This is a genomic window from Pantoea sp. alder81 (assembly GCF_020179835.1).
GTDB lineage: Bacteria > Pseudomonadota > Gammaproteobacteria > Enterobacterales > Enterobacteriaceae > Pantoea.
On the sequence record NZ_JAIUDA010000004.1, the window covers coordinates 284,175 to 303,063 of the forward strand.

General features: G+C 53.3%; 22 protein-coding genes. 13 read left to right on the forward strand and 9 right to left on the reverse strand.

From position 1 onward, the window contains the following. Positions 1 to 32: 32 nt before the first annotated feature. On the reverse strand, positions 33 to 869 hold the full coding sequence (locus LBW88_RS13650; RefSeq protein WP_224932813.1) for a transporter substrate-binding domain-containing protein: 837 nt from the start codon (positions 867 to 869) through the stop codon (positions 33 to 35). Between the two features lie 140 nt (positions 870 to 1,009). Further along, on the reverse strand, positions 1,010 to 1,402 hold the full coding sequence (locus LBW88_RS13655; RefSeq protein WP_224932814.1) for a RidA family protein: 393 nt from the start codon (positions 1,400 to 1,402) through the stop codon (positions 1,010 to 1,012). A gap of 381 nt (positions 1,403 to 1,783) precedes the next feature. Between LBW88_RS13655 and LBW88_RS13660 the strand changes: the two genes are divergently transcribed. The 4 genes from LBW88_RS13660 to LBW88_RS13675 all read left to right on the forward strand — a co-directional run bounded on the left by LBW88_RS13660 (position 1,784) and on the right by LBW88_RS13675 (position 6,670). After that, positions 1,784 to 2,536 (forward strand): IclR family transcriptional regulator, encoded by a 753-nt coding sequence (locus LBW88_RS13660; RefSeq protein WP_224932815.1) that lies wholly within the window; start codon positions 1,784 to 1,786, stop codon positions 2,534 to 2,536. A 260-nt stretch (positions 2,537 to 2,796) separates the two neighbouring features. After that, the gene (locus LBW88_RS13665) at positions 2,797 to 3,903 is read left to right on the forward strand and encodes an ABC transporter substrate-binding protein (RefSeq protein WP_224932816.1); all 1,107 of its coding nucleotides are present in this window, start codon (positions 2,797 to 2,799) and stop codon (positions 3,901 to 3,903) included. A gap of 158 nt (positions 3,904 to 4,061) precedes the next feature. Then, positions 4,062 to 5,273 carry a zinc metallochaperone GTPase ZigA gene (zigA, locus tag LBW88_RS13670; RefSeq protein WP_224932817.1) on the forward strand — a complete coding sequence of 404 codons (1,212 nt, stop codon included), beginning with the start codon at positions 4,062 to 4,064 and terminating at the stop codon, positions 5,271 to 5,273. A gap of 206 nt (positions 5,274 to 5,479) precedes the next feature. After that, entirely contained in the window at positions 5,480 to 6,670 is a 1,191-nt protein-coding gene (locus tag LBW88_RS13675) for a CobW family GTP-binding protein (protein WP_224932818.1), read from the forward strand. A gap of 1 nt (position 6,671) precedes the next feature. Here LBW88_RS13675 and LBW88_RS13680 read toward each other — a convergent pair whose 3' ends face one another. Continuing rightward, positions 6,672 to 6,899: a hypothetical protein gene (locus LBW88_RS13680; protein ID WP_224932819.1), complete on the reverse strand. Its 228-nt coding sequence runs from the start codon at positions 6,897 to 6,899 to the stop codon at positions 6,672 to 6,674. Positions 6,900 to 6,971: 72 nt separating this feature from the next. Between LBW88_RS13680 and dksA the strand changes: the two genes are divergently transcribed. After that, positions 6,972 to 7,391 carry an RNA polymerase-binding protein DksA gene (dksA, locus tag LBW88_RS13685; protein WP_224932820.1) on the forward strand — a complete coding sequence of 140 codons (420 nt, stop codon included), beginning with the start codon at positions 6,972 to 6,974 and terminating at the stop codon, positions 7,389 to 7,391. A 32-nt stretch (positions 7,392 to 7,423) separates the two neighbouring features. Here the strand turns inward: dksA and LBW88_RS13690 are convergent, their stop codons facing one another. Beyond that, positions 7,424 to 8,095: an O-methyltransferase gene (locus LBW88_RS13690; RefSeq protein WP_224932821.1), complete on the reverse strand. Its 672-nt coding sequence runs from the start codon at positions 8,093 to 8,095 to the stop codon at positions 7,424 to 7,426. A gap of 81 nt (positions 8,096 to 8,176) precedes the next feature. Between LBW88_RS13690 and LBW88_RS13695 the strand changes: the two genes are divergently transcribed. Together LBW88_RS13695 and LBW88_RS13700 are read left to right on the forward strand one after the other, a co-directional pair. Further along, a complete protein-coding gene (locus LBW88_RS13695) occupies positions 8,177 to 8,815 on the forward strand; it encodes a TetR family transcriptional regulator (RefSeq protein WP_224932822.1) in 639 nt (212 codons plus the stop codon). A gap of 137 nt (positions 8,816 to 8,952) precedes the next feature. Then, positions 8,953 to 9,774 (forward strand): Cof-type HAD-IIB family hydrolase, encoded by an 822-nt coding sequence (locus LBW88_RS13700; RefSeq protein WP_224932823.1) that lies wholly within the window; start codon positions 8,953 to 8,955, stop codon positions 9,772 to 9,774. Positions 9,775 to 9,867: 93 nt separating this feature from the next. On the opposite strand, the gene LBW88_RS13705 is transcribed toward LBW88_RS13700, so the two are convergent. After that, positions 9,868 to 11,043 carry an MFS transporter gene (locus tag LBW88_RS13705; RefSeq protein WP_224932824.1) on the reverse strand — a complete coding sequence of 392 codons (1,176 nt, stop codon included), beginning with the start codon at positions 11,041 to 11,043 and terminating at the stop codon, positions 9,868 to 9,870. A 102-nt stretch (positions 11,044 to 11,145) separates the two neighbouring features. Here LBW88_RS13705 and LBW88_RS13710 point away from each other — a divergent pair, with 102 nt between their 5' ends. Next, a complete protein-coding gene (locus LBW88_RS13710) occupies positions 11,146 to 12,060 on the forward strand; it encodes a LysR family transcriptional regulator (RefSeq protein WP_224932825.1) in 915 nt (304 codons plus the stop codon). Here LBW88_RS13710 and LBW88_RS13715 read toward each other — a convergent pair. Beyond that, on the reverse strand, positions 12,045 to 12,935 hold the full coding sequence (locus tag LBW88_RS13715) for an SDR family oxidoreductase (RefSeq protein WP_224932826.1): 891 nt from the start codon (positions 12,933 to 12,935) through the stop codon (positions 12,045 to 12,047). The genes LBW88_RS13710 and LBW88_RS13715 overlap by 16 nt on opposite strands. 103 nt (positions 12,936 to 13,038) lie before the next feature. Between LBW88_RS13715 and LBW88_RS13720 the strand changes: the two genes are divergently transcribed. Then, positions 13,039 to 13,863 (forward strand): helix-turn-helix transcriptional regulator, encoded by an 825-nt coding sequence (locus tag LBW88_RS13720; RefSeq protein WP_224932827.1) that lies wholly within the window; start codon positions 13,039 to 13,041, stop codon positions 13,861 to 13,863. On the opposite strand, the gene LBW88_RS13725 is transcribed toward LBW88_RS13720, so the two are convergent. Continuing rightward, positions 13,805 to 14,236: a winged helix-turn-helix transcriptional regulator gene (locus LBW88_RS13725; RefSeq protein WP_224932828.1), complete on the reverse strand. Its 432-nt coding sequence runs from the start codon at positions 14,234 to 14,236 to the stop codon at positions 13,805 to 13,807. The genes LBW88_RS13720 and LBW88_RS13725 overlap by 59 nt on opposite strands. A gap of 110 nt (positions 14,237 to 14,346) precedes the next feature. On the opposite strand from LBW88_RS13725, the gene LBW88_RS13730 reads away from it, so the two are divergent. Next, positions 14,347 to 15,396, forward strand: coding sequence for an NAD(P)-dependent alcohol dehydrogenase (locus tag LBW88_RS13730; RefSeq protein WP_224932829.1), 1,050 nt, complete (start codon positions 14,347 to 14,349; stop codon positions 15,394 to 15,396). A 40-nt stretch (positions 15,397 to 15,436) separates the two neighbouring features. Here the strand turns inward: LBW88_RS13730 and LBW88_RS13735 are convergent, their stop codons facing one another. Further along, positions 15,437 to 16,354 carry a formyltransferase family protein gene (locus LBW88_RS13735; protein ID WP_224932830.1) on the reverse strand — a complete coding sequence of 306 codons (918 nt, stop codon included), beginning with the start codon at positions 16,352 to 16,354 and terminating at the stop codon, positions 15,437 to 15,439. Positions 16,355 to 16,549: 195 nt separating this feature from the next. Further along, the gene (locus tag LBW88_RS13740) at positions 16,550 to 16,990 is read right to left on the reverse strand and encodes an ester cyclase (RefSeq protein WP_224932831.1); all 441 of its coding nucleotides are present in this window, start codon (positions 16,988 to 16,990) and stop codon (positions 16,550 to 16,552) included. A gap of 112 nt (positions 16,991 to 17,102) precedes the next feature. On the opposite strand from LBW88_RS13740, the gene LBW88_RS13745 reads away from it, so the two are divergent. The 3 genes from LBW88_RS13745 (at position 17,103) to LBW88_RS13755 (ending at position 18,784) form a co-directional block, all read left to right on the forward strand. After that, a complete protein-coding gene (locus tag LBW88_RS13745) occupies positions 17,103 to 18,014 on the forward strand; it encodes a LysR family transcriptional regulator (RefSeq protein ID WP_224932832.1) in 912 nt (303 codons plus the stop codon). Between the two features lie 128 nt (positions 18,015 to 18,142). Continuing rightward, positions 18,143 to 18,460, forward strand: a complete 318-nt coding sequence (locus LBW88_RS13750) for an aspartate/glutamate racemase family protein (RefSeq protein WP_224932833.1) — start codon at positions 18,143 to 18,145, stop codon at positions 18,458 to 18,460. Between the two features lie 9 nt (positions 18,461 to 18,469). Continuing rightward, positions 18,470 to 18,784: a hypothetical protein gene (locus LBW88_RS13755; protein ID WP_224932834.1), complete on the forward strand. Its 315-nt coding sequence runs from the start codon at positions 18,470 to 18,472 to the stop codon at positions 18,782 to 18,784. Positions 18,785 to 18,889 lie beyond the last annotated feature (105 nt).

Here is an 18,889-nt window from a genome sequence, read left to right on the forward strand (position 1 = left end):
GGCGCGACAAATATTGCCGCGCCGCAGATCAATCAAAATTGCGGGTTGAGCGGATAACGCGGCTTGCTACCGAACCATTTCTGGTACAGCTGGGCGTTTTCACCCGAGGCGTTAATTTCAAACAGGAACTCATTCAGATAGTTGGTCCATACCTGATCGCCCTGTTTCACACCGAAGGCGTTGTATTCCAGCGGCACCAGCGCTTCGTTGGTCACGGTCAGCGTAGGGTCCAGCTTGGCCTGATACGCAAGGAAGTTGTTATCCTCGATCATCGCATCGGCCTGACCCTGTTTCACGGCAAGGATCGCGGCTTGTGATGAGTCGTATTCCTGAATTTTCACGTCGATGCCGAGGTTGCGCACTTCATCACCGTTAGTGGAGCCTTTTACGGTGGCGATAGTCTTGCCTGCCATATCATGGGCAGATTGGATGCCGCTGTTTTTGCGCACCAGCATCGCTTCACTCGCCACCACATATGGGTTGGTAAAGCCGATCTCTTTGGCGCGTTCCAAATTGCGGGTGAAGTTACAGAACACCACATCGACTTTATTGGTTTGCAGGTTCGGGATACGGTTGGCGCTGGTGGTATTCACCATCTCCAGCTTCACGCCCATCTCTTTAGCCAGCGCCTTCGCCAGGTCCACGTCATATCCATCCGGATTGCCGTCTTTGTCATAGAAGCCAAAGGGGGCAAAGCTCAGGCAGTCACCGACGCGCAGCGCGCCGCGTTGCAGCACGTTCTGCAGAGCCGATTGCGGCGCTGCACCCGCTTCTTTTTTTTCTTCTGTGGGCGTACACCCTGCCAGAGCCAATAAAACCAGCGCACCGGCAACGGCTTTGGCACTGAATTTCAGCGATGTAGTATTCATTTCTATGCTCTCTTATAGAATTTAGACGAGACGGCTTTCACCGATATTTCACAGCTAAATGAAAAGCATCAATTAATAACAGGCTGTCCTGGTGTGGGCGAAGAAATTAAAAATACGCCAGCCTGCTTTAATCGTAATAATTATTTACGATCGGCGCGGAAGCATTTGAAGTCCACTTCTACTTTGCAGTCGACCACTAAATCCTGCACGCTACAAATACGCGCCGGTGGGTTTCCGCTGAATATCTCACTGAATACTTTATTAAAGGAACTGAAGTAGCGTGCGTCGGTTAACACCGCCGTGACGTGTACCACATCTTCCACGCGATAGCCCGCTTCACGCATGATGTCGAGACAGTTTTCAAAGGCTAACTGCGTCTGTTCAATGATGCCGCCTTCCACGACTTCACCGTCGCGCATCGGCGTCTGGCCCGAGATGTACAGCCAGCCGTCAGCCTCTACCGCACGGGCGAAGGGTAGCTTTTGCCCACCGGTGCCGGTCCCGCCTTCAATGCCATAACGTTTTATCGTCATGCAAATTGCCTCATTTCTGGAGTGGTTAGTTTGTCCGATATATCAGACATGAATCTGCAATACCGGATAGGGCAAGATTTGCACAGTGGATTTGCTTTTGCAATATGTGATCGGCTATTTAATTTTTTGTGATGCAATCGGGATCGCAAAATAAATCTCTTTGAATGTTTTCGTTTAATAAGAATGTGACCTTTATCGAACATTTTAAATGTCAGAGAAAAATCGTTGCGCCAAAATGAGGCCCCAAAATAGATCGCCATAATATAACGACAGTAACTATATTTTTGTTTTTACGGGGATGGGTAATTGTTGCGTTGGGGTGTATGATGCTTTCTTTTTTCATGTATTCCAATCGCACCAATGCAACAGGGGAGTGAGCGTATGCCGGATGAAAAACCGTCACGGGCGCGAGGTGTTGACCGGGTTATCGATATTTTCCGTCAGTTACATACTGCCCGTCAGCCGATGGCGATGCGGGATTTGATCGATGCCACCGGCGCACCTCGATCCAGCGTCTATGAATTGGTCAGCCTGCTCAGTGAAGCCGGACTGGTGGAGTTAGATGCAGAGGGTGCGGTGTTCTTTGGTCGCGAGATGCACTATTACGGTGCGGATTACATGGCGCATAACGATCTGATCCGTCGCGCGCATCAGTTGATGGTGGAGATTGTGGCGCGGCATGGCGAAACCGTGCAGCTTTGCATGCTGGAAGGCAACAAGTACACCGTGGTGCTTTCCGAAAGCAATGCGCATCCGTTCAAAATCACCTCGGATATCGGCGTGCGCGTGCCAATCACCTGGACTGCTACGGGGCGCTTACTGCTGAGCAACTGGTCTGATAGTGCGATCCTCGATTTGATCCCCGAAGAAGATTACCGGCTTGCCAGCGGGCAGATTCTCGATAAACAGGCTTTTCTCGATGAAATCCATCATGCGGGCAAATTGGGCTATTGCATGACGGAAGGCCTTTCTGAAAGCTTTACCTGCTGCATGGCTGCGCCGATCAGTTCTCGCAGCGGCCAGGCCGTTGCCGCCATCTGCTTTATGGTGAGCCGCGATACGCCACAAGAGCGCCGGCAAATGTTATTGCAGGAACTCATTACCTCAGGGCAGAAGCTGTCCGATTTCACCTGAATCGCATTTCCCTGCGGCGGCGGATTGCACGCTGCCAGCAGGGAACGGATAATTCAGCCGCCATCCGCCATCCGCCATCCGCCATCCGCCATCCGCCATCCGCCATCCGCCATCCGCCATCCGCCATCCGCCATCCAACCCTCATCGCTCAGCATTAATATCCGGTTACAACCCGTTGTTCTGGCGTTTATTTTCGCCCCTTAAGGTTGTGTTAAGGTAATTGATAATAATAACTATTCTTTTTACCACGGAGTTTTAGGATGAAAACGCGCCTGCTACTGGCAATGGGGTTACTGGCTTCCACCGCGGCTTCGGCCACCACTTACCCGTTAACCGTCACCGACATGGACGGCCACACGCAAACCATCAATCAAGAACCGCAACACGTTATCCTGCAAGATGGCCGCGATATTTTGACGCTGGCGCTGCTCGATCGTGATGACCCGTTCAAGCGTGTGGTGGCGTGGAATAACCTGCCGAAGAAACAAGACACCCAAACCTGGGATCTGCTGAAGGACAAATGGCCAGAAGCCACCAAAATTGTCGATATGGGATTCAGCGACCAGGGGCAGGTGAACCTGGAAAGCGTGCTGGCGCAGAAACCGGATTTGATGATTGCCCAACTGCGTGCCAAACCGGCGCTGCAACAATCAGGCGTGTTGAGTACCCTGAGCAATCTGCATATTCCCGTGGTGTTTGTCGATTATGAACTGCATCCGGCACAAAACACCGCGCCGAGCGTAACGCTGTTGGGTAAAGTGTTGAACCGTGAAAGCCAGGCAAAGGCCTACACCGACTTCTATCAGCAGAAGTTCGATCGCATCACCCAAGGCGTTGCTGAGGTAAAGAATAAACCGACCGTGTTCATCGAGCCGATTGCCGGTAACAGCGACAACTGCTGCTTCACCCATAGCCACAATGGCTGGGGCGGATTAGTGGAAGCCGTGGGCGGTAAGAATATTGGTTCCGAGTTGCTACCGGGCAACGTGGGCTTTATCGCTCTGGAAAAAATTATTGCCATGAAACCGGATGTTTACATCATGACCGGTTCAAAACGTCCTAACACCAACGTGCTGCCATTTGGTTACGGCGTGCAGCCGAAAGAGGTGAATGCCACTTTCCAGACGCTGCTGAAACGTACCGGTCTGGCACAGATCGAGCCGGTGAAGAATGGCCGCGTGTATGGCGTGTACCATCATTTCTATAACCACCCTTACAACATCGTGGGGATGGAAATTTTGGCAAAAGACCTTTATCCGCAACAGTTTGCCGATCTGACGCCTAACGCTGATTTCCGTACCATCGTGAAAAAATTCACCAAATTGCCGGATGAAGCGATCGATCTGAGCTATCCCGACAACAAGTAATGCTGACTAGCGGGCCGTAAAGGCCCGTTTTTTTAGCCTCACGCAACAATCTTACTCCGACGCAATGACAACAGCATTTGTTATGTTATAACATAACAAATATAACGTTGGCTGTGGCATGTCACCGCAGCAGCATTTGTCATGTTGAAGGAGTTGCAATGTCATCATTATCCCCGAATTTTAAAAAGTTGCCGGTTACTGTTCTCTCCGGTTTTCTCGGTGCAGGCAAAACCACGCTGCTTAACCACATTCTCAATAATCGCGAAGGTCGCCGCGTGGCGGTGATCGTCAACGATATGTCGGAAGTGAATATCGATGCCGCCCTGGTGCGTGAGGGCGGAGCGGAGCTGTCGCGCACCGATGAGAAACTGGTGGAGATGAGCAACGGCTGCATCTGCTGCACGCTGCGTGAAGATCTGCTGTTAGAAGTGGATCGCCTCGCAAAAGATGGCCGTTTCGATAATCTAGTGATCGAATCCACCGGTATTTCCGAGCCGCTTCCGGTGGCGGAAACCTTTACCTTTGCCGATGAAGACGGTCAGAGCCTGTCGGAAGTCGCTGCTCTTGACACCATGGTCACGGTCGTGGACGGCTTTAATTTCCTGCGCGATTACGAATCCAACGAAAGCATCAAATCCCGCGGTGAATCGCTGGGTGAAGAAGATGAACGCACGGTGGTGGATCTGCTGGTGGATCAGATTGAATTCTGCGACGTGCTGATTCTGAACAAAACTGATCTTATTGATGAAGCGGAAAAAGCCCGTTTGTTGGCAATCCTTTACTCGCTGAATCCGCGCGCACGCATTGTCACTTCCGAATTTGGCAAAGTGCCGTTGGATCAGGTGTTAAACACCGGCTTATTTGATTTCGAAGCGGCCTCACAAGCACCGGGCTGGCTGCAAGAACTGCGCGGTTCACATACGCCAGAAACCGAAGAGTACGGCATTCGCAACTTCGTGTTTCGCGCGCGTCGTCCCTTCCATCCCACCCGCTTCGCCAGCGTGATCGAAGGTGATCTCAAAGGTGTGGTGCGGTCTAAAGGTTTCTTCTGGCTCGCCAGCCGCCCGCGCTATGCCGGTTCATGGTCACAGGCCGGCGGCGTGACGCGTCAGGGCCTGGCAGGCATGTGGTGGGCAAGCGCGCCAAAAGAGCGCTGGCCGGAAGACCCTGAGACGCTGGAATACATCATGCAGAACTGGGTTGAAGGCACCGGCGATGCGCGGCAGGAAATCGTGTTTATTGGTATTGAGATGGATGAAGCCCTTCTGCGCAGTCAGCTGGAAAATGCGCTGCTGACTGATGAAGAGATGGCGCAGGGGCCTGAAAACTGGGCCGAATATCCGGACCCGTTTGAACCCTGGTTTCACTAATGACAGGCTATAAATCTTTCTGTGCGTTGATGGATAAAGATTAAAACCGGGCACACAGGTAACACTTTTAACCCGGCACACAGGTAACACCTTAGACCGGCCACACAGGTAACAGTGCTAAATGCGCACCCTGCGTTACTCCTCCGGGTATTCGTAGGGGCGCCATTTATGGCGACCAAAAAATGCTGCGGCAGCAAGAGGTCACGATGCAAAAAATCCCCCTCACCATTCTCAACGGTTTTCTCGGTGCAGGAAAAACGACGCTATTAAAAAGCCTGCTGATTCAGGCTCATAAACAGCAACTTGCAGTCTGCGTCATCGTCAATGATATGAGCGAACTGGACGTCGATGGCGTGCTGATTGCCAACACTGAAATCGTCAACACCAGTAAACACAATTTCATCACGCTCTCGGCCGACAGTATCAGCAGCCGAAGCGGCATTGAAAAACTCAATGCCTCGCTGGCGTCGATGCTCAATGCGCATCGTCCGGACCTGATCCTGCTGGAAACCTCTGGCAGCAGCCATCCGTTGCCGCTGGTGCGCTATTTCCGCGACCATGCCGAGGTGCAACTCAACGGATTCTTATCATTGGTCGACAGCGTGATGCTAAACGACGATTACCAGCAGGGCGAGGCGCTGATTCCTCGTTTGCAAGCCAATCTGACTCGTCACGAACGGCGCATCGAGAATCTGCTGGCAGAGCAAATCATGTTTTGCAGCCATCTGCTGCTCACCAAAAATGATCGGTTGCCGTCTTCCAACATTACCCGCATTGCCCAGGCCATTCATCCGCTCAATCCCTATGTGGCAGTGATGGCGGTATCACGGGGAAACCTGCTGCTGAGCGAACTCATGGCGATGCCGTCCTACGATTTCGGACGGGTCGCGCAGTTAATTGAAGAATTAGCGGATGAGGTGGATGTCATTGATCCCGGCGCGTGGCAAATGACTTCCGAAGTGATTCACGACGATCGTCCATTCCATCCGCAGCGATTGTGGGATACCTGCCATCACTTTATGGGCGCGGGCATCTATCGCAGTAAGGGCTTTTTCTGGCTGCCGACGCGAGATGACCTGGCACTGTTGTGGAATCAGGCCACTGGCAGTATCAGTCTGGAATTTATCAGTTACTGGAAAGCGGGAATTCTGAATCATCGTGATAGTCCGCTAACGGCAGAGGAGCGCGCGGCGGTCGAACTGGCAGTGGCAAAAATGCCGGGGCGATTTGGCGATCGACGCTGCAGTTTAACGGTGATTGGTGAGCCGGATGACGTGAAAAGCTTCAGCGCCGCCCTGAAACGCTGCTTTCTCAATGAAGAGGAGATTGCATGGTGGCAAAGCGGCGGTGAATTTGCCGATCCCTGGCCGCAGCGAGTCGCGCGTGTATCGGCCTGAATTAACCGGCTAGCGCGCGCATTTGCGTACAGAACGGACACTGGCAGCCGGATACGGGCTTTAACAACGCCGCATGCACTTCTGCCGTCGCCAGAGGCTGCGTCAAATCGACGTTGGCCACTGCGGTATCCGGCTTTTGCGCCAGTTTTAACATATCAATCTTTGCCTGAAAGGCACCTGCTTTTGCCGATGCTATGGCGATAAGCAACAGAGGAACAGTGGTCTTCATCGCAGCAACCTCAATGAATGATTTGAAATGTGACGATATAACATTAACACAGGGCTGTTAAGGAATTTCAACATGAACAAACCCACAGCAGCGGAGCAGCAAAACCTCCTGAGTATGCCGCCCGACGCGTATATGAATGCTCACCAAAGTGATTTCTTTTTGCGCTTATTACGTTTTGAGCGTCAGGAATTACTTGACCACATCGACTATCTAAAAACACAACTGCAGCGCAATGAACAGCAAGGAGATGAGGCCGACAAGGCGCTACGTGAGGAAGAGCTGCGTCTGTTGTTTCGGCAGATTGATCGTGAAAGCCGCCTGATACCCAAAATCGCAGCGGCGATGCAGCGTATCCATCAGGGTGAATACGGCTTCTGTCGGGAGACGGGCGATCCGATTGGCCTGGCGCGTTTGTTATTACGCCCAACAGCGGAACTCTCAATTGATGCGAAGATTAAACAGGAGCGGGTTGAAGCGCAGTACCGCAAATAACAGTCACCCAGAGCGCAGGCTCTGGGTGCTGATTACTGTGAACGCCCCAACCACATTGACACTTCAACGCCGTCGTTAAACGGCAGCGACAGATAGCCACGCTCGCTGTGTACATATTCGAGATATTCCGGGCTGAAATCGGCATCATCGGCGATGATCAGCGCGCCAGGACGCAAGTATGGCTCAACCAGCGCCAGTATTTCAGGGTAAATCGCTTTCGCGCCATCCAACACCAACATATCAATTGAAACTGGCAGTTCGCTGTTTAAGGTCTGCAGCGCATCGCCCACACGCACTTCAATCAAATCACTTACGCCCGCATCGGCAAAATGATTACGTGCCAGTGCCACTTTGCCCGGCTCAAACTCACTGGTGATGATCTTCCCGCCGCCGTTATCACGCACTGCGGCCGCCAGATGCAGCGTCGAGATCCCGAATGAGGTGCCAAACTCCACCACTGCACGCGCCTTGCTGCTGCGCGCCAGCATGTACAGCAATTTGCCGGTTTCACGCGACACCGCCAGTGGCACATCTTTCAGGTGGCCATAGAGTTCGAGGTAATCGGTTTTGCTTTGCAGCAGGCGATGTTGCTCTTCATCGGACATTACGCGAAACGCCTCATTAGTCGGATGCGATAGATTGTCTGCCAGCTCAAACAGGTAATTCAGCAGCGGCGCCAGTGGCGCGGAAGTTAAGGTGTTCATGATGATTCTCCGTGGATTAATCTGTGTGAACAGAATACGATGAATCATTCGCATTTCACTATTCGTGTTCGGGAGCGACAAGTGGCTGAAAATCGTAACGCTAAGATTTCAAAGAGAAAAAGTCCGCAGCAAGCGCGCTCCAGCGAGCTGGTTTCCGCAATATTGCAAGCCGCTACTCAGGTTTTAGAGCAGGAGGGTGCCACGCGATTTACCACGGCACGCGTGGCAGAACGGGCGGGTGTCAGTATTGGATCGCTGTATCAATACTTTCCCAATAAAGCGGCTATTCTTTTCCAATTACAAAGCGAGGAATGGCAACGCACCGGCGATCTTTTAGGATCGATCCTGCGCGATCGGGCTGTACCCGCACGTGAACGTCTGCATCAACTCACGCTCGCTTTTTTACACTCCGAATGTGAAGAAGCCGCCATGCGCACCGCGCTCAACGATGCGGCTCCTTTGTATCGCGATGCTCCGGAAGTGGCGGCGGCGCGCGCGGCGGGGGAAAACGTGGTGAGTGAGTTTCTGCGTGAGTTACTGCCCAATCTGGAAGAGAAACAACGTCTGCGCGCTGCGGACCTGATCAACAGCACACTGGGTAACGTGGGCAAGCATTTTTCCGAAACGCCGCGCTCTGAGGTAGAAATTCAGGACTACGCGCACGATATGGCAGACATGTTCTGTGTCTGGATCAGGGAAAAAGGGGCGGATTTGCAGTAAAACATGGCACTGGAAATCTCTGAAAGCGGTTAACAATCTCATTATTACCATTCTCATTAATCCACACCGCGAGTAAGCTCTATGAAAACCTTTTCACAGCTGGATGGAATGCTGGTCAAACGATACGGGAGAGCAAGATGGCAGTAAAAATGATTGCGGTGGATATGGATGGGACTTTTCTCGACGACAACAAACAGTACAACGCCCAGCGTTTTGCGCGCCAGTACGCCTTGTTGAAAGAGAAGGGCGTTCGTTTTGTGGTCGCCAGTGGCAATCAGTATTACCAGTTACAACGCTACTTCCCGGATATCAAAGATGAAATCGCCTTTGTCGCCGAGAACGGTGCCTGGGTGTCAGACAGCAATGAAGAGATCTTCTGCGGAGAATTGGCGCCAGAACGAGTCCATCAAATTTTGGATATTCTGGCCAAAGAGCCGGAGATTAGCACCGTTGTGTGCGGTCGCAACGGCGCTTATGTACACACCTCGATGCCGGAAGACGTCATTGCGATGCTGGCGAATCATTATCATCGCCTGGAGAAACGCGACAATCTGTACGATATCGATGACACCATCTTTAAGTTCTCGTTGAATCTCGCGCATGAAGGTGTTGATGCTCTGATGGAGCGCTTACATACGGAACTGGGCGCGATCGAAAACATCATGCATCCGGTCTCCAGCGGCTTTGGCTTTGTTGATCTGATTATTCCGGGTTGCCACAAAGCGCACGGTATTGCGCTGCTGCAGGAAAAGTGGGGCATCGATGATTGCGAAGTGCTGGCGATTGGCGACAGCGCCAACGACCTCGAAATGCTGCGTCAGGCCTGCTACAGCTTCGCGATGGCCAATGCCGCCGACGCTGTGAAATCGGTGTCGCGTTATAAAACTGACAGCAACAACGACGAAGGTGCGTTGAACGTGATTGCGCGTTTGCTGGCGCGTGAAGAGCCGTTTAGTTAACTCATTAAAGTATAGCGGCAGGGTTTATCACATTTATCTATAGTTGAAGCTCCACTTGGATATCAGATAGATTTTGCCGCCACGTTTATCACTTCAGATTCCGCGTCGGGCCAGCCTCTTCTCCATACTCTTTACCATTGGGGGTAAGAGTAATGCGCTGCTTATCACCAGTATCAAGAACATGACCGGCAACGGTGATGCCTCTTCAAAAGTCATAGCTGAAAGAAAAAAGGCGAGAGTGGTGCTCAGTGACATCAGCGCCGTTTGCACAGTCAGGAAGCCGGCACGACTTGTCTTATCGGGAAACTTCGCTGTCACACAAGACACCACCACTAATCGCCCATAAGCTCCACCCAGAAATAGCCCAATAAAAAGTCCACTGGCGTGTAGACCTGTAACGGGTAGCAGGATGCTGACCAGCAATATCAGCGTTGAGACAATAGCTAATGTGTAGCCGGGTAAGTAAGCCAATAGTTTTCCGGTGAGTTTTGTCGCTAACAACCCAGCGATGCCACCAATGAAAAACAGAGTGGGCAGAGAAGCGGTGAGAGCCTGCATGTGTTGGGTCAGCATCGGCACCAATGCAGGGATGATGAGCATAGGTGTAAATTGCGCGACGGCGTTTCCGCTAGCAAAAAACAACCACTCTGGCGTCAGTGTCATCGATGCTTGATTCACACCATTGCTCTCGACATCAGGAATAAATCGGGCAATAAGCCCTAAACACACCAGGCACAGCAAGCTAATAAGTCTTGGTGCACTACACCAGCCGAAATGTGTGCTCAAAAACAGCATCGCCGGCATGCCTGCAATGCTTACTACAGAGAAAGAGGCGATGACGGTGGCAATCATCCGCGCTTGTAACGCCGCTGGCGCGAGGCTGATTAACAAACTCATTCCGACGCCCATTGTTGTTCCTCCCGCTAACCCCGCCATAAATCGCAGAAGCAAGAGCAAGGTATAACTGCTCGTAAATGTGATCAGTACCGTCAGAACTCCCAAAAGCGCCATATTCCAAAGTAAAAATTGTTTGGCGCTCACGCTATTAATCCATTTCCAAACACATAAGCCGGATATCACTGAAGTAAGGGTGTAAGTGCCTGTGACATAACCTGCATAAGTGACAGGCACTGAAAAATGAGATGCCATATAGACGAACAATGGATTGAACATCATGTACTCAAGTGCATTTGTGAACTGTACAAACGCGATGATTAAAGCGATGCGCATCACGGCGGATGAGCCCAATGCAGGGCTAGAGAGGTTCATAGTTTTCTCCATCAAGTTAGTGGAGGCTTAGTCTATTGCCCGTGCATCACTATGATTAGAGATATAAAGTAGGATGATTAATTATCAAAAATGGGATGATGGATGCGCAGCAAAATCGATTTAAATGTCTTGAGGGTATTCGTCACCGTTGCCGAGAAAGGCAGTTTTATTGGCGGCGCACGTGCTTTGAATATACCCGCATCAAATGTGAGTCGTCAGATTTCCCAGCTGGAAGAACGATTAGGTATGCGACTCATACATCGAAGCACGCGTCAAATGAAGCTTACCGAGGCAGGGCAGTTGTTTTTTGACAGCATGCGACCACTGCTGGACTCGGTGAATGAGACGGAAGCCAGATTAAGCCACGCGCAAACTGAGCCTGAAGGCCTGCTTCGCGTGTGTTTGCCGAATGGAGTAGGACCGGTGATCTTCGGCAATCTTTTGGCTGACTTTGCACTGCGATATCCCAGAATTGAACTCCATTGCACTACCAGTCTGCTGGGAGCAGAGGCACTGTGGGATGATTGCGATGTTGTTGTCGATATCAGTCGCGGCACGCGCGCCAGCAGTGATGTCATAGCCCGACCGCTGGCTTCATTGCCCTGCCACATTGTTGCAGCACCGACTTTACTTCGAAAATACGCCAAACCTACGCAAACAGAACAATTGCTGGCTCTGCCCTGTATCACCACCGTTAGTGCACTTCAGGGGCAAGCGTGGCAATTTCTAACCACTGGCAAAGGATTTCGACACATCAATGTGCTGAGTCCTTTCCGTGTCGACAGTGGTGAGATGGCAATGCAAGCTGCACTGAAAGGCATCGGGTTTGCCATCCTTTCAGCGCAGGCTTGTGAGCCTTATATTCGTAGTGGGCAGTTAGAAGTGATTGAGCTTGAACTCGCTCCCGCCCCCCTTGAGATTGCGCTGCTCTATCAGGAGCGTAGTTTTCTTCCCGCAAGAAGCCGCGTGTTTATTGATTTCCTGCAAGAGGCGGTGCGTAATCAACGAGAAAAATAACCCGCCTCGCGCATATCCTGCAGCAATCCCGGCCCGGTGGGCTGCCAGTTAAAGGTCTGGCGCGTCCATTCACTGGACGCGGGGTTATCGATTGAAGCAAAGAACGCCATCCACCCCAGCCACTCTTTCGCCTCTTCCAGCGTCAAACTTTTTACCGGCAGCGATAAACCTGCGCCAATGGTTTCGGCGATCTGACGAAATGCGATGCCTTCCTCCTGAATCGCATGCAGAATCGTCCCGGCTTCGGCGTGCTCGGCGGCGAGGCAGAACAACTCAGCCGCATCATCACGATGCACCGCTGGCCAACGATTCGCGCCATCACCGATATACACCGCCGCGCCTTTCTCTTTCGCCATATTGATGATCATCGGCACGAATCCGTGATCCCCTGCGCCGTGCACCGTTGGCGGCAGGCGCACCAGCGAGATGCGCACCCCTTTATCCGCCAGCGCGAGTGCGGCGATGTTGGAGTCGGAACGAGGATGTCCGCCGGAAACCGGTTGAGTCTGCTCAACCGCGAGACGCCCTGGCGACACCAACGCGGTGCCGGTGGTCACCACTAATGGACGATTGGATCCGGCCAGCACTTCACCCATCGCCAGAATCGCCTGCTGATCGATAGCCGCTGCGTGATCCATACGGCTGAAATCATGGATATAGCCGGCATGGATCACACCGTCACTCTGTTCAACGGCGCTGCGCAGGCTGGCGATATCTTCTAAATCGCCGCGCATCACCTGGACTCCCTGCTGGTGCAGTTTCTCAGCCGACGCGTCACTGCGCGCCAGTCCAAGCACATCCACTCCGCGTGCCTGCAGTTTTTTTACGATGGCGGAACCGATAAAGCCGCTCGCGCCGGTCACAAAAAGTCGCATATTCGTACTCCCATCTCTGGCTGTTGAAGCACTATGATAAAAGTCTGCGGCGCGGCGAAAAGTCGTGAGCTTATACAGGTATATGCACTAACAGGATAACGCCATGACCTTGCAAGACGACAATCTCCTCGGTAACTACCTGCGCAAACGCCGTCAGCGGCTGGATGCCGGCAAACTGGGTTATCCCTTGTTGCGCCGTCGCACCCCCGGATTACGCCGGGAAGAGGTGGCGGTGCGCGCCTGCGTCAGCACCACCTGGTATACCTGGTTAGAGCAGGGCCGAGGCGGAGCGCCTTCCGAAGAGGTACTCGAGCGTTTATCTAAAGCGCTGGAGTTGAGCGCCGCCGAGCGCGATCACCTGTTTCTGCTGGCGCAAAATCGGTTGCCGGGCGTCACCTGGCAGGCGGGCGTGGATGTTTCCCCCTCGTTGCAACGCGTCCTCGACAGCATGACGCACACGCCTGCACTGGTGAAAACTGCCGAGTGGCAGGTGGTCGCGTGGAATCACGCAGCAACCAGGGTGTTCGTGGATTACGCCGAGCTGCCGCCGGAACAGCGCAACATTCTGCTGATGATGTTCAGCAACGAAGAGATGAAAAAGCGTCTGCCGGATTGGCATCAGGTCACGCGCGGTATGGTGGCAAATTTCCGTGCCGACGTGGCGCGCACCGGTGCCAGCGAGCATGTGCGCGCGCTGGTGGAAGAACTCAGCGCGATGAGCGAAACCTTCCGCCAGCTGTGGCAATCGCAAGAGGTGAGTCAGCATGGCGAAGGGATAAAGCAACTGTGGCTGCCAGACGAAGGTGTGCTGGAGTTGGAATACAGCACCTTCGCCGTTGAGGGTAAGCCCGGTTTGAGTCTGGTGGTGTTTAACCCACGCTTGCCGAGGGATCGGGAGACGGTGGCGCGTCTAATGGCGCGTCCGTAGCCGCTTTTAAGTGGGCTTCCATCGCATCCAACGCTGCCTGATTATCCAATCCCCACTGGTACATCTGCTCAATCGGTGCAGCGAAGGTCTGTCCCAGCGGTGTTAAGCGATAATCCACTTTGGGCGGGATAACGTCATACACGTGGCGGGCAATCAGTCCGCGCTGCTCCAGCTCTTTCAGTGTCTGAAACAGCATCTTCTTCGAAATCCCCTGCAAACTGCGCTGCAGTTCCCCGGTGCGCGCACGCTGTCCCGGCCAGTGATAAAGCGCATGCAGCACCATGCTGTTCCATTTCTGCGAGAACAGGTCCATCAAGCGACGCGGCGGTGAATCCGCATAAAAAACCAGTTTACCGTCAACCCAGGCTGGCATCAGTCTCGCTCCTTTATGGTCACCAAATGGTGACTACTATCATTTTTGCACCACGTTGACTATAGTCTGCCGCCTTCAACTCAATAACGCCAGCACCTTGCGGAGGCACCATGAAAATCAACGCATTTGTCGCACACGACGCGGCTAAACCTTTAGTATCCAGCCAGATCGCGCTGCGTCCACTGCAACCGCAGGACGTTAAAATCGATATCCTCTATTGCGGCGTCTGCCACTCCGATCTGCATATGGCGCGTAACGAATGGGCGGTGAGCCGCTACCCTCTGGTGCCGGGCCATGAAATTGTCGGTCGCGTGCGTGAAACCGGTGCAGCGGTCACAAACTTCAAGATTGGCGATGTGGTAGGTGTTGGCGTGATGGTCGATTCCTGTCGCGAATGCCATTTCTGCCAGCAGCAGGAAGAGCAGTACTGCGAAGCCGGATTTACCGCCACCTACAACGGGATTGATAAACATACCGGCGACAGCACCTGGGGCGGATACGCGCAGAATGTGGTGGTCGATCAGCATTTCGTAGTGTCAGTGCCACAGAACCTGCCGCTGGCGGGCGTCGCGCCACTGCTGTGTGCAGGCGTCACCGTCTGGTCGCCGCTGCGTCACTTCAAGGTGCAGGCTGGTGACAAAGTTGGCGTCGTCGGTTTAGGTGGCTTAGGCCATATGGCGGTAAAACTGGCGAGCGCGATGGGTGCGGAAGTCACGCTGTTTACCACCTCACCAGAAAAAGGTGCCGATGCACGTCGTCTTGGGGCCAGCCGCGTGGTGGTTTCGCGTGATGCCGATCAGATGGCGGCGGCACAAACCTCTCTCGACTTCATCATTGACTGCGTTTCCGCGCCTCACGATCTCGATCCTTACCTCGCGACCTTAAAAACCAATGGCCGTTTGGTGCTGGTGGGCATTCCAGAACAACCGCACCAGGCACCTGACGTCACCCCGATGGTCTTCCGTCGCTTGAGCATCAGTGGCTCATCCATCGGCAGCATCAAAGAGACGCAGGAGATGCTGGATTTCTGCGGAGAGCACAACATCACGGCAGATATCGAATTGATTGCCGGTGAAGCGGTTGAAGATGCCTTTGCGCGCATGCTGAAAGGCGATGTGAAGTATCGCTTTGTTATTGATATGGCAGCGACTCGCTGGTGATAAAAGTTGGCGATTTCAGCCTGAAATCGCCAGTTCAAAATTACTTCAGCTGCATTCCCACGTTCAGCGAGAAGTGCTGCACCAGCTGCGCCGCACTGAAATTGTCGTGATGAGATAATCCCGCCGCGACAATTTCCAGCACATTTTCGCCACAGGCGATATAAAGCGGATCGATGGAAATAATGCTGCCCGGTGCGTGCTGATGCGGCTGGGTAATTACGCGGCTTTTCCACACGGTAAAACGCTGTTCTCCCATCAGGCTATACGCACCTGGCCACGGATAAGCGACGCCGCGAATCAGAGCATGAATCTCATCGGCAGTGTGATGCCAGTGAATCTGCCCATCTTCCGGCTTCCGTTGTCCCGGTTCGCTGGCGAGACTTTCATCCTGCGCACGTTCAATCAAACTACCCGCCCGCAGTGCGCGCAGCCAGCCTGGCAACTGTTCGCGCGTGGTGCGCACCAGCTTGCGATGGAGAGACAGCGCTTCATCTTCATCGGTGATAACGACACGGCTCTGCGCCAGTATCGGGCCACCGTCTGGGACATCATTGATGCGATGCAGCGTCACCCCGGTTTCACGCTCATTACGGATAATCACCCAGTTAAGATGCGCCCGTCCGCGATAGGTGGGCAGCAGCGAAGCGTGCACGTTGAATGCGCCTTTTTTGGCAGTGGCAATTAATGCGGGGGAGAGCGCTTGTCGATAGGACAGCGTGAGAATCGCATCGGGTTGCAGCGAGGTGACTTTGGCAATCCATTCTGGCGTGTTGATATCGTCCGGGCAAAACACCGGGATCTTCAGCTGCAGCGCCATGGCTTCAACCGAGTTAAAAAAACTGTTTTCCTGATGTGCACCTGCGTGAGTGAAGACGCACACCACCTCGAATCCCACTTCCTGCAAGCTCTCCAGCGCCGCACATCCCATCTCGTGATACGCACATAACACGACTTTCATTGTTCCGCCTGTGAATACTGTTAACGACTGATGCCAAGCATAGCAGCGGAAGATTATGCCTGGCTTAAACCGCGCAGATGATCCCAGTTCAATCGTCGGATGTTTGTTGTTGCCCCCAACTCTCCGCTGCATCATTAGTGCCTAACGAGGCAGCGGATTTCCGCGATTATCTATCCACTAACTGAAATGCTTGTTTTACGGAGCTGGGAATTGCCCAATCTGCTGGAACAGCGCCATCCAGTCTTCCATGTGCCAGGTGGTCGTGACGCGTTCACCGTTCAGTAAGTGAAACTCATGCAGGCGAACGTGAATACGGCGACCGGTTGGCGCGATACCCAAAAACTCGCCCTGGTGTGTCCCGGTGATTTCGGCACGCACTGCCGCTTTGCCCGGTTCCTGCAGCATGTCATGCACGATGATGTTGATGTCCGGAAAAGCGGCGATAAAACTTGCCAGCACCGGTTTAAATCCTTCTGGTCCAGGCCCTTGCCCCGGCGCTAAAGGAATATCACTCCAATCTTGCGTCACCGCCAGATCCAGCAGATCCGGGTTCTTTTCACTAAACGCACGGTACAGATTTTCTACGGCCGCGCGTTCTGTTTGCAGACGTTGGTCGAGTTGTTGTGTCACGGACATAGCGGAAACCTTCTTTAAATAAGTTAGCGGTGCATCTCACCGGCTTGTGCAGTATTCCCGAAGCTGCCACTATCAATCCAACAAATGATTGGTATAGAGCAATATACAAAATATGAATTTTGATGGTTTCGATCTTAACTTGCTGGTGGCCTTTAACGCCCTGATGATGGAGCGCAACGTGACGAAAGCAGCGGCGCTGGCGGGCGTAAGCCAACCCGCGATGAGTGCAGCGCTGGCTCGTTTGCGTCGCGTATTTGATGACCCATTGTTTATCCGCAGCGCGGAAGGTTTACTGCCAACGGCCAAGGCGCAGGAGATGGCGATTCCGGTAACGGATGCGTTGAGTCAGGTACGTGATTTGATGAAACCGGCCGAGGAGTTTGATCCTAATGACAAGCAACGCAGCTTTACGCTGGGCCTCACTGAATACCCGCTACATGTTTTGCTGCCTGCATTAACCAAAAAGCTGGCGGCGTTGGCACCCAATTGCACCATCCATGTGCGTTACTTTATCGATCGTGATGAGGTCGTTGCGCTGCTGGATGCGGGTAAAATTGATGTTGCTGTAGGCGTGCCACCGACCAAAGCCGAGAACCGTATTCTTTCGCAACCGCTACTACGCGATGACTTTGTCACGCTGGTGGGAGGCGATCACCCCATCGCGCATGAAGAGATGAACCTACAGACATTTCTGTCAATGCCACATATCCTCGTCTCCCCGGAAGGCAACCGATATGGGCTGGTGGATCAAAAACTGCGGGAGCAGGGATTGGCGCGCAACATCAGCCTGACTTTGCCCACCATGTTTACCGTACCTGATTTACTGCCTGGCACGGATTATGTGGCGACAGTGCTGAGCCGCGTGGCGACGACATCGGGCCATCAAGATCGGTTCGTAATGTGTAAACCGCCAATAGAATTACCTTCGATCCCCTTTGATTTGCTCTGGCACCGCAGGACGCAGGATAGTGCAGCACACCGTTGGTTACGCGGGGTGATGAGCGACGCAGTAAGCTTGCTGTAGTTAAATGACTTATGAATGACGGCAGGCAACAGTTGTCTCCACGGTTCAAACCTGCCAATTTACTGCACACAATTAAAACAGCATTGCTTGAGCAAACACCTTCAACTTCACACCAGGAGTGACACCTCATGTTAGGCATCATCCGCGTATTAACCCATCCAGATCAGCACTTTGTCGAAGAGCATGGCCGACTGATTCATCAGGAATATGGCATTAACGCCATTAGCCGGGCGATTCCCGATCAGCACAAAGGTATTTTCGATGATGCCAGTGAAGCACTGGCGGTGCCAAAGATCGTGGTGCTCGGCCAGCAACTGGAAGCTGACGGCTGCAATGCCTTGTTCCTGAGTTGCGCCGCCGATCCGGGCCTGGCGGCACTGCGTGATGCGGTATCGATTCCGGTGATCAGCGCCGGTTCGGCATCGGCAAGTATTGCGCGCATGTAGAAGCGTCCTGTGGCCGTGATGGGCATTGGCGCGGTGGCACCGGCACCTTTCCGCCAGCTGCTGGGTGAATCAGTGCGTTATGCGCGTCCGGAAGGGGTGCTGAACACCACGGACTTGCTGAGTGCCGAAGGTCGCGCCGCCGCCCTGGCCTGCGCCGATAGTCTCTATCGCGAGGGCATAGAAGTGATCGCCTTCTCCTGCACCGGTTTCTCCACCATCGCGCTGGGCGACAGCATTCGCCAGCAGCTCGGCAAAATCGCGGTGGATGCGGTGAGTGCGGCAGGCCTGTTTATCAGCCAGCTAGCCCCGCAATCCGCGCGATAACCTGCTCGCGCCGCTGCCCGGCGGCGCATAACATCCTGTAATCGCTTTTTTGTGATCTCCGCGATAAACAAATCCCGCTTCGCTCCGATAACTCCCTTACCAGAA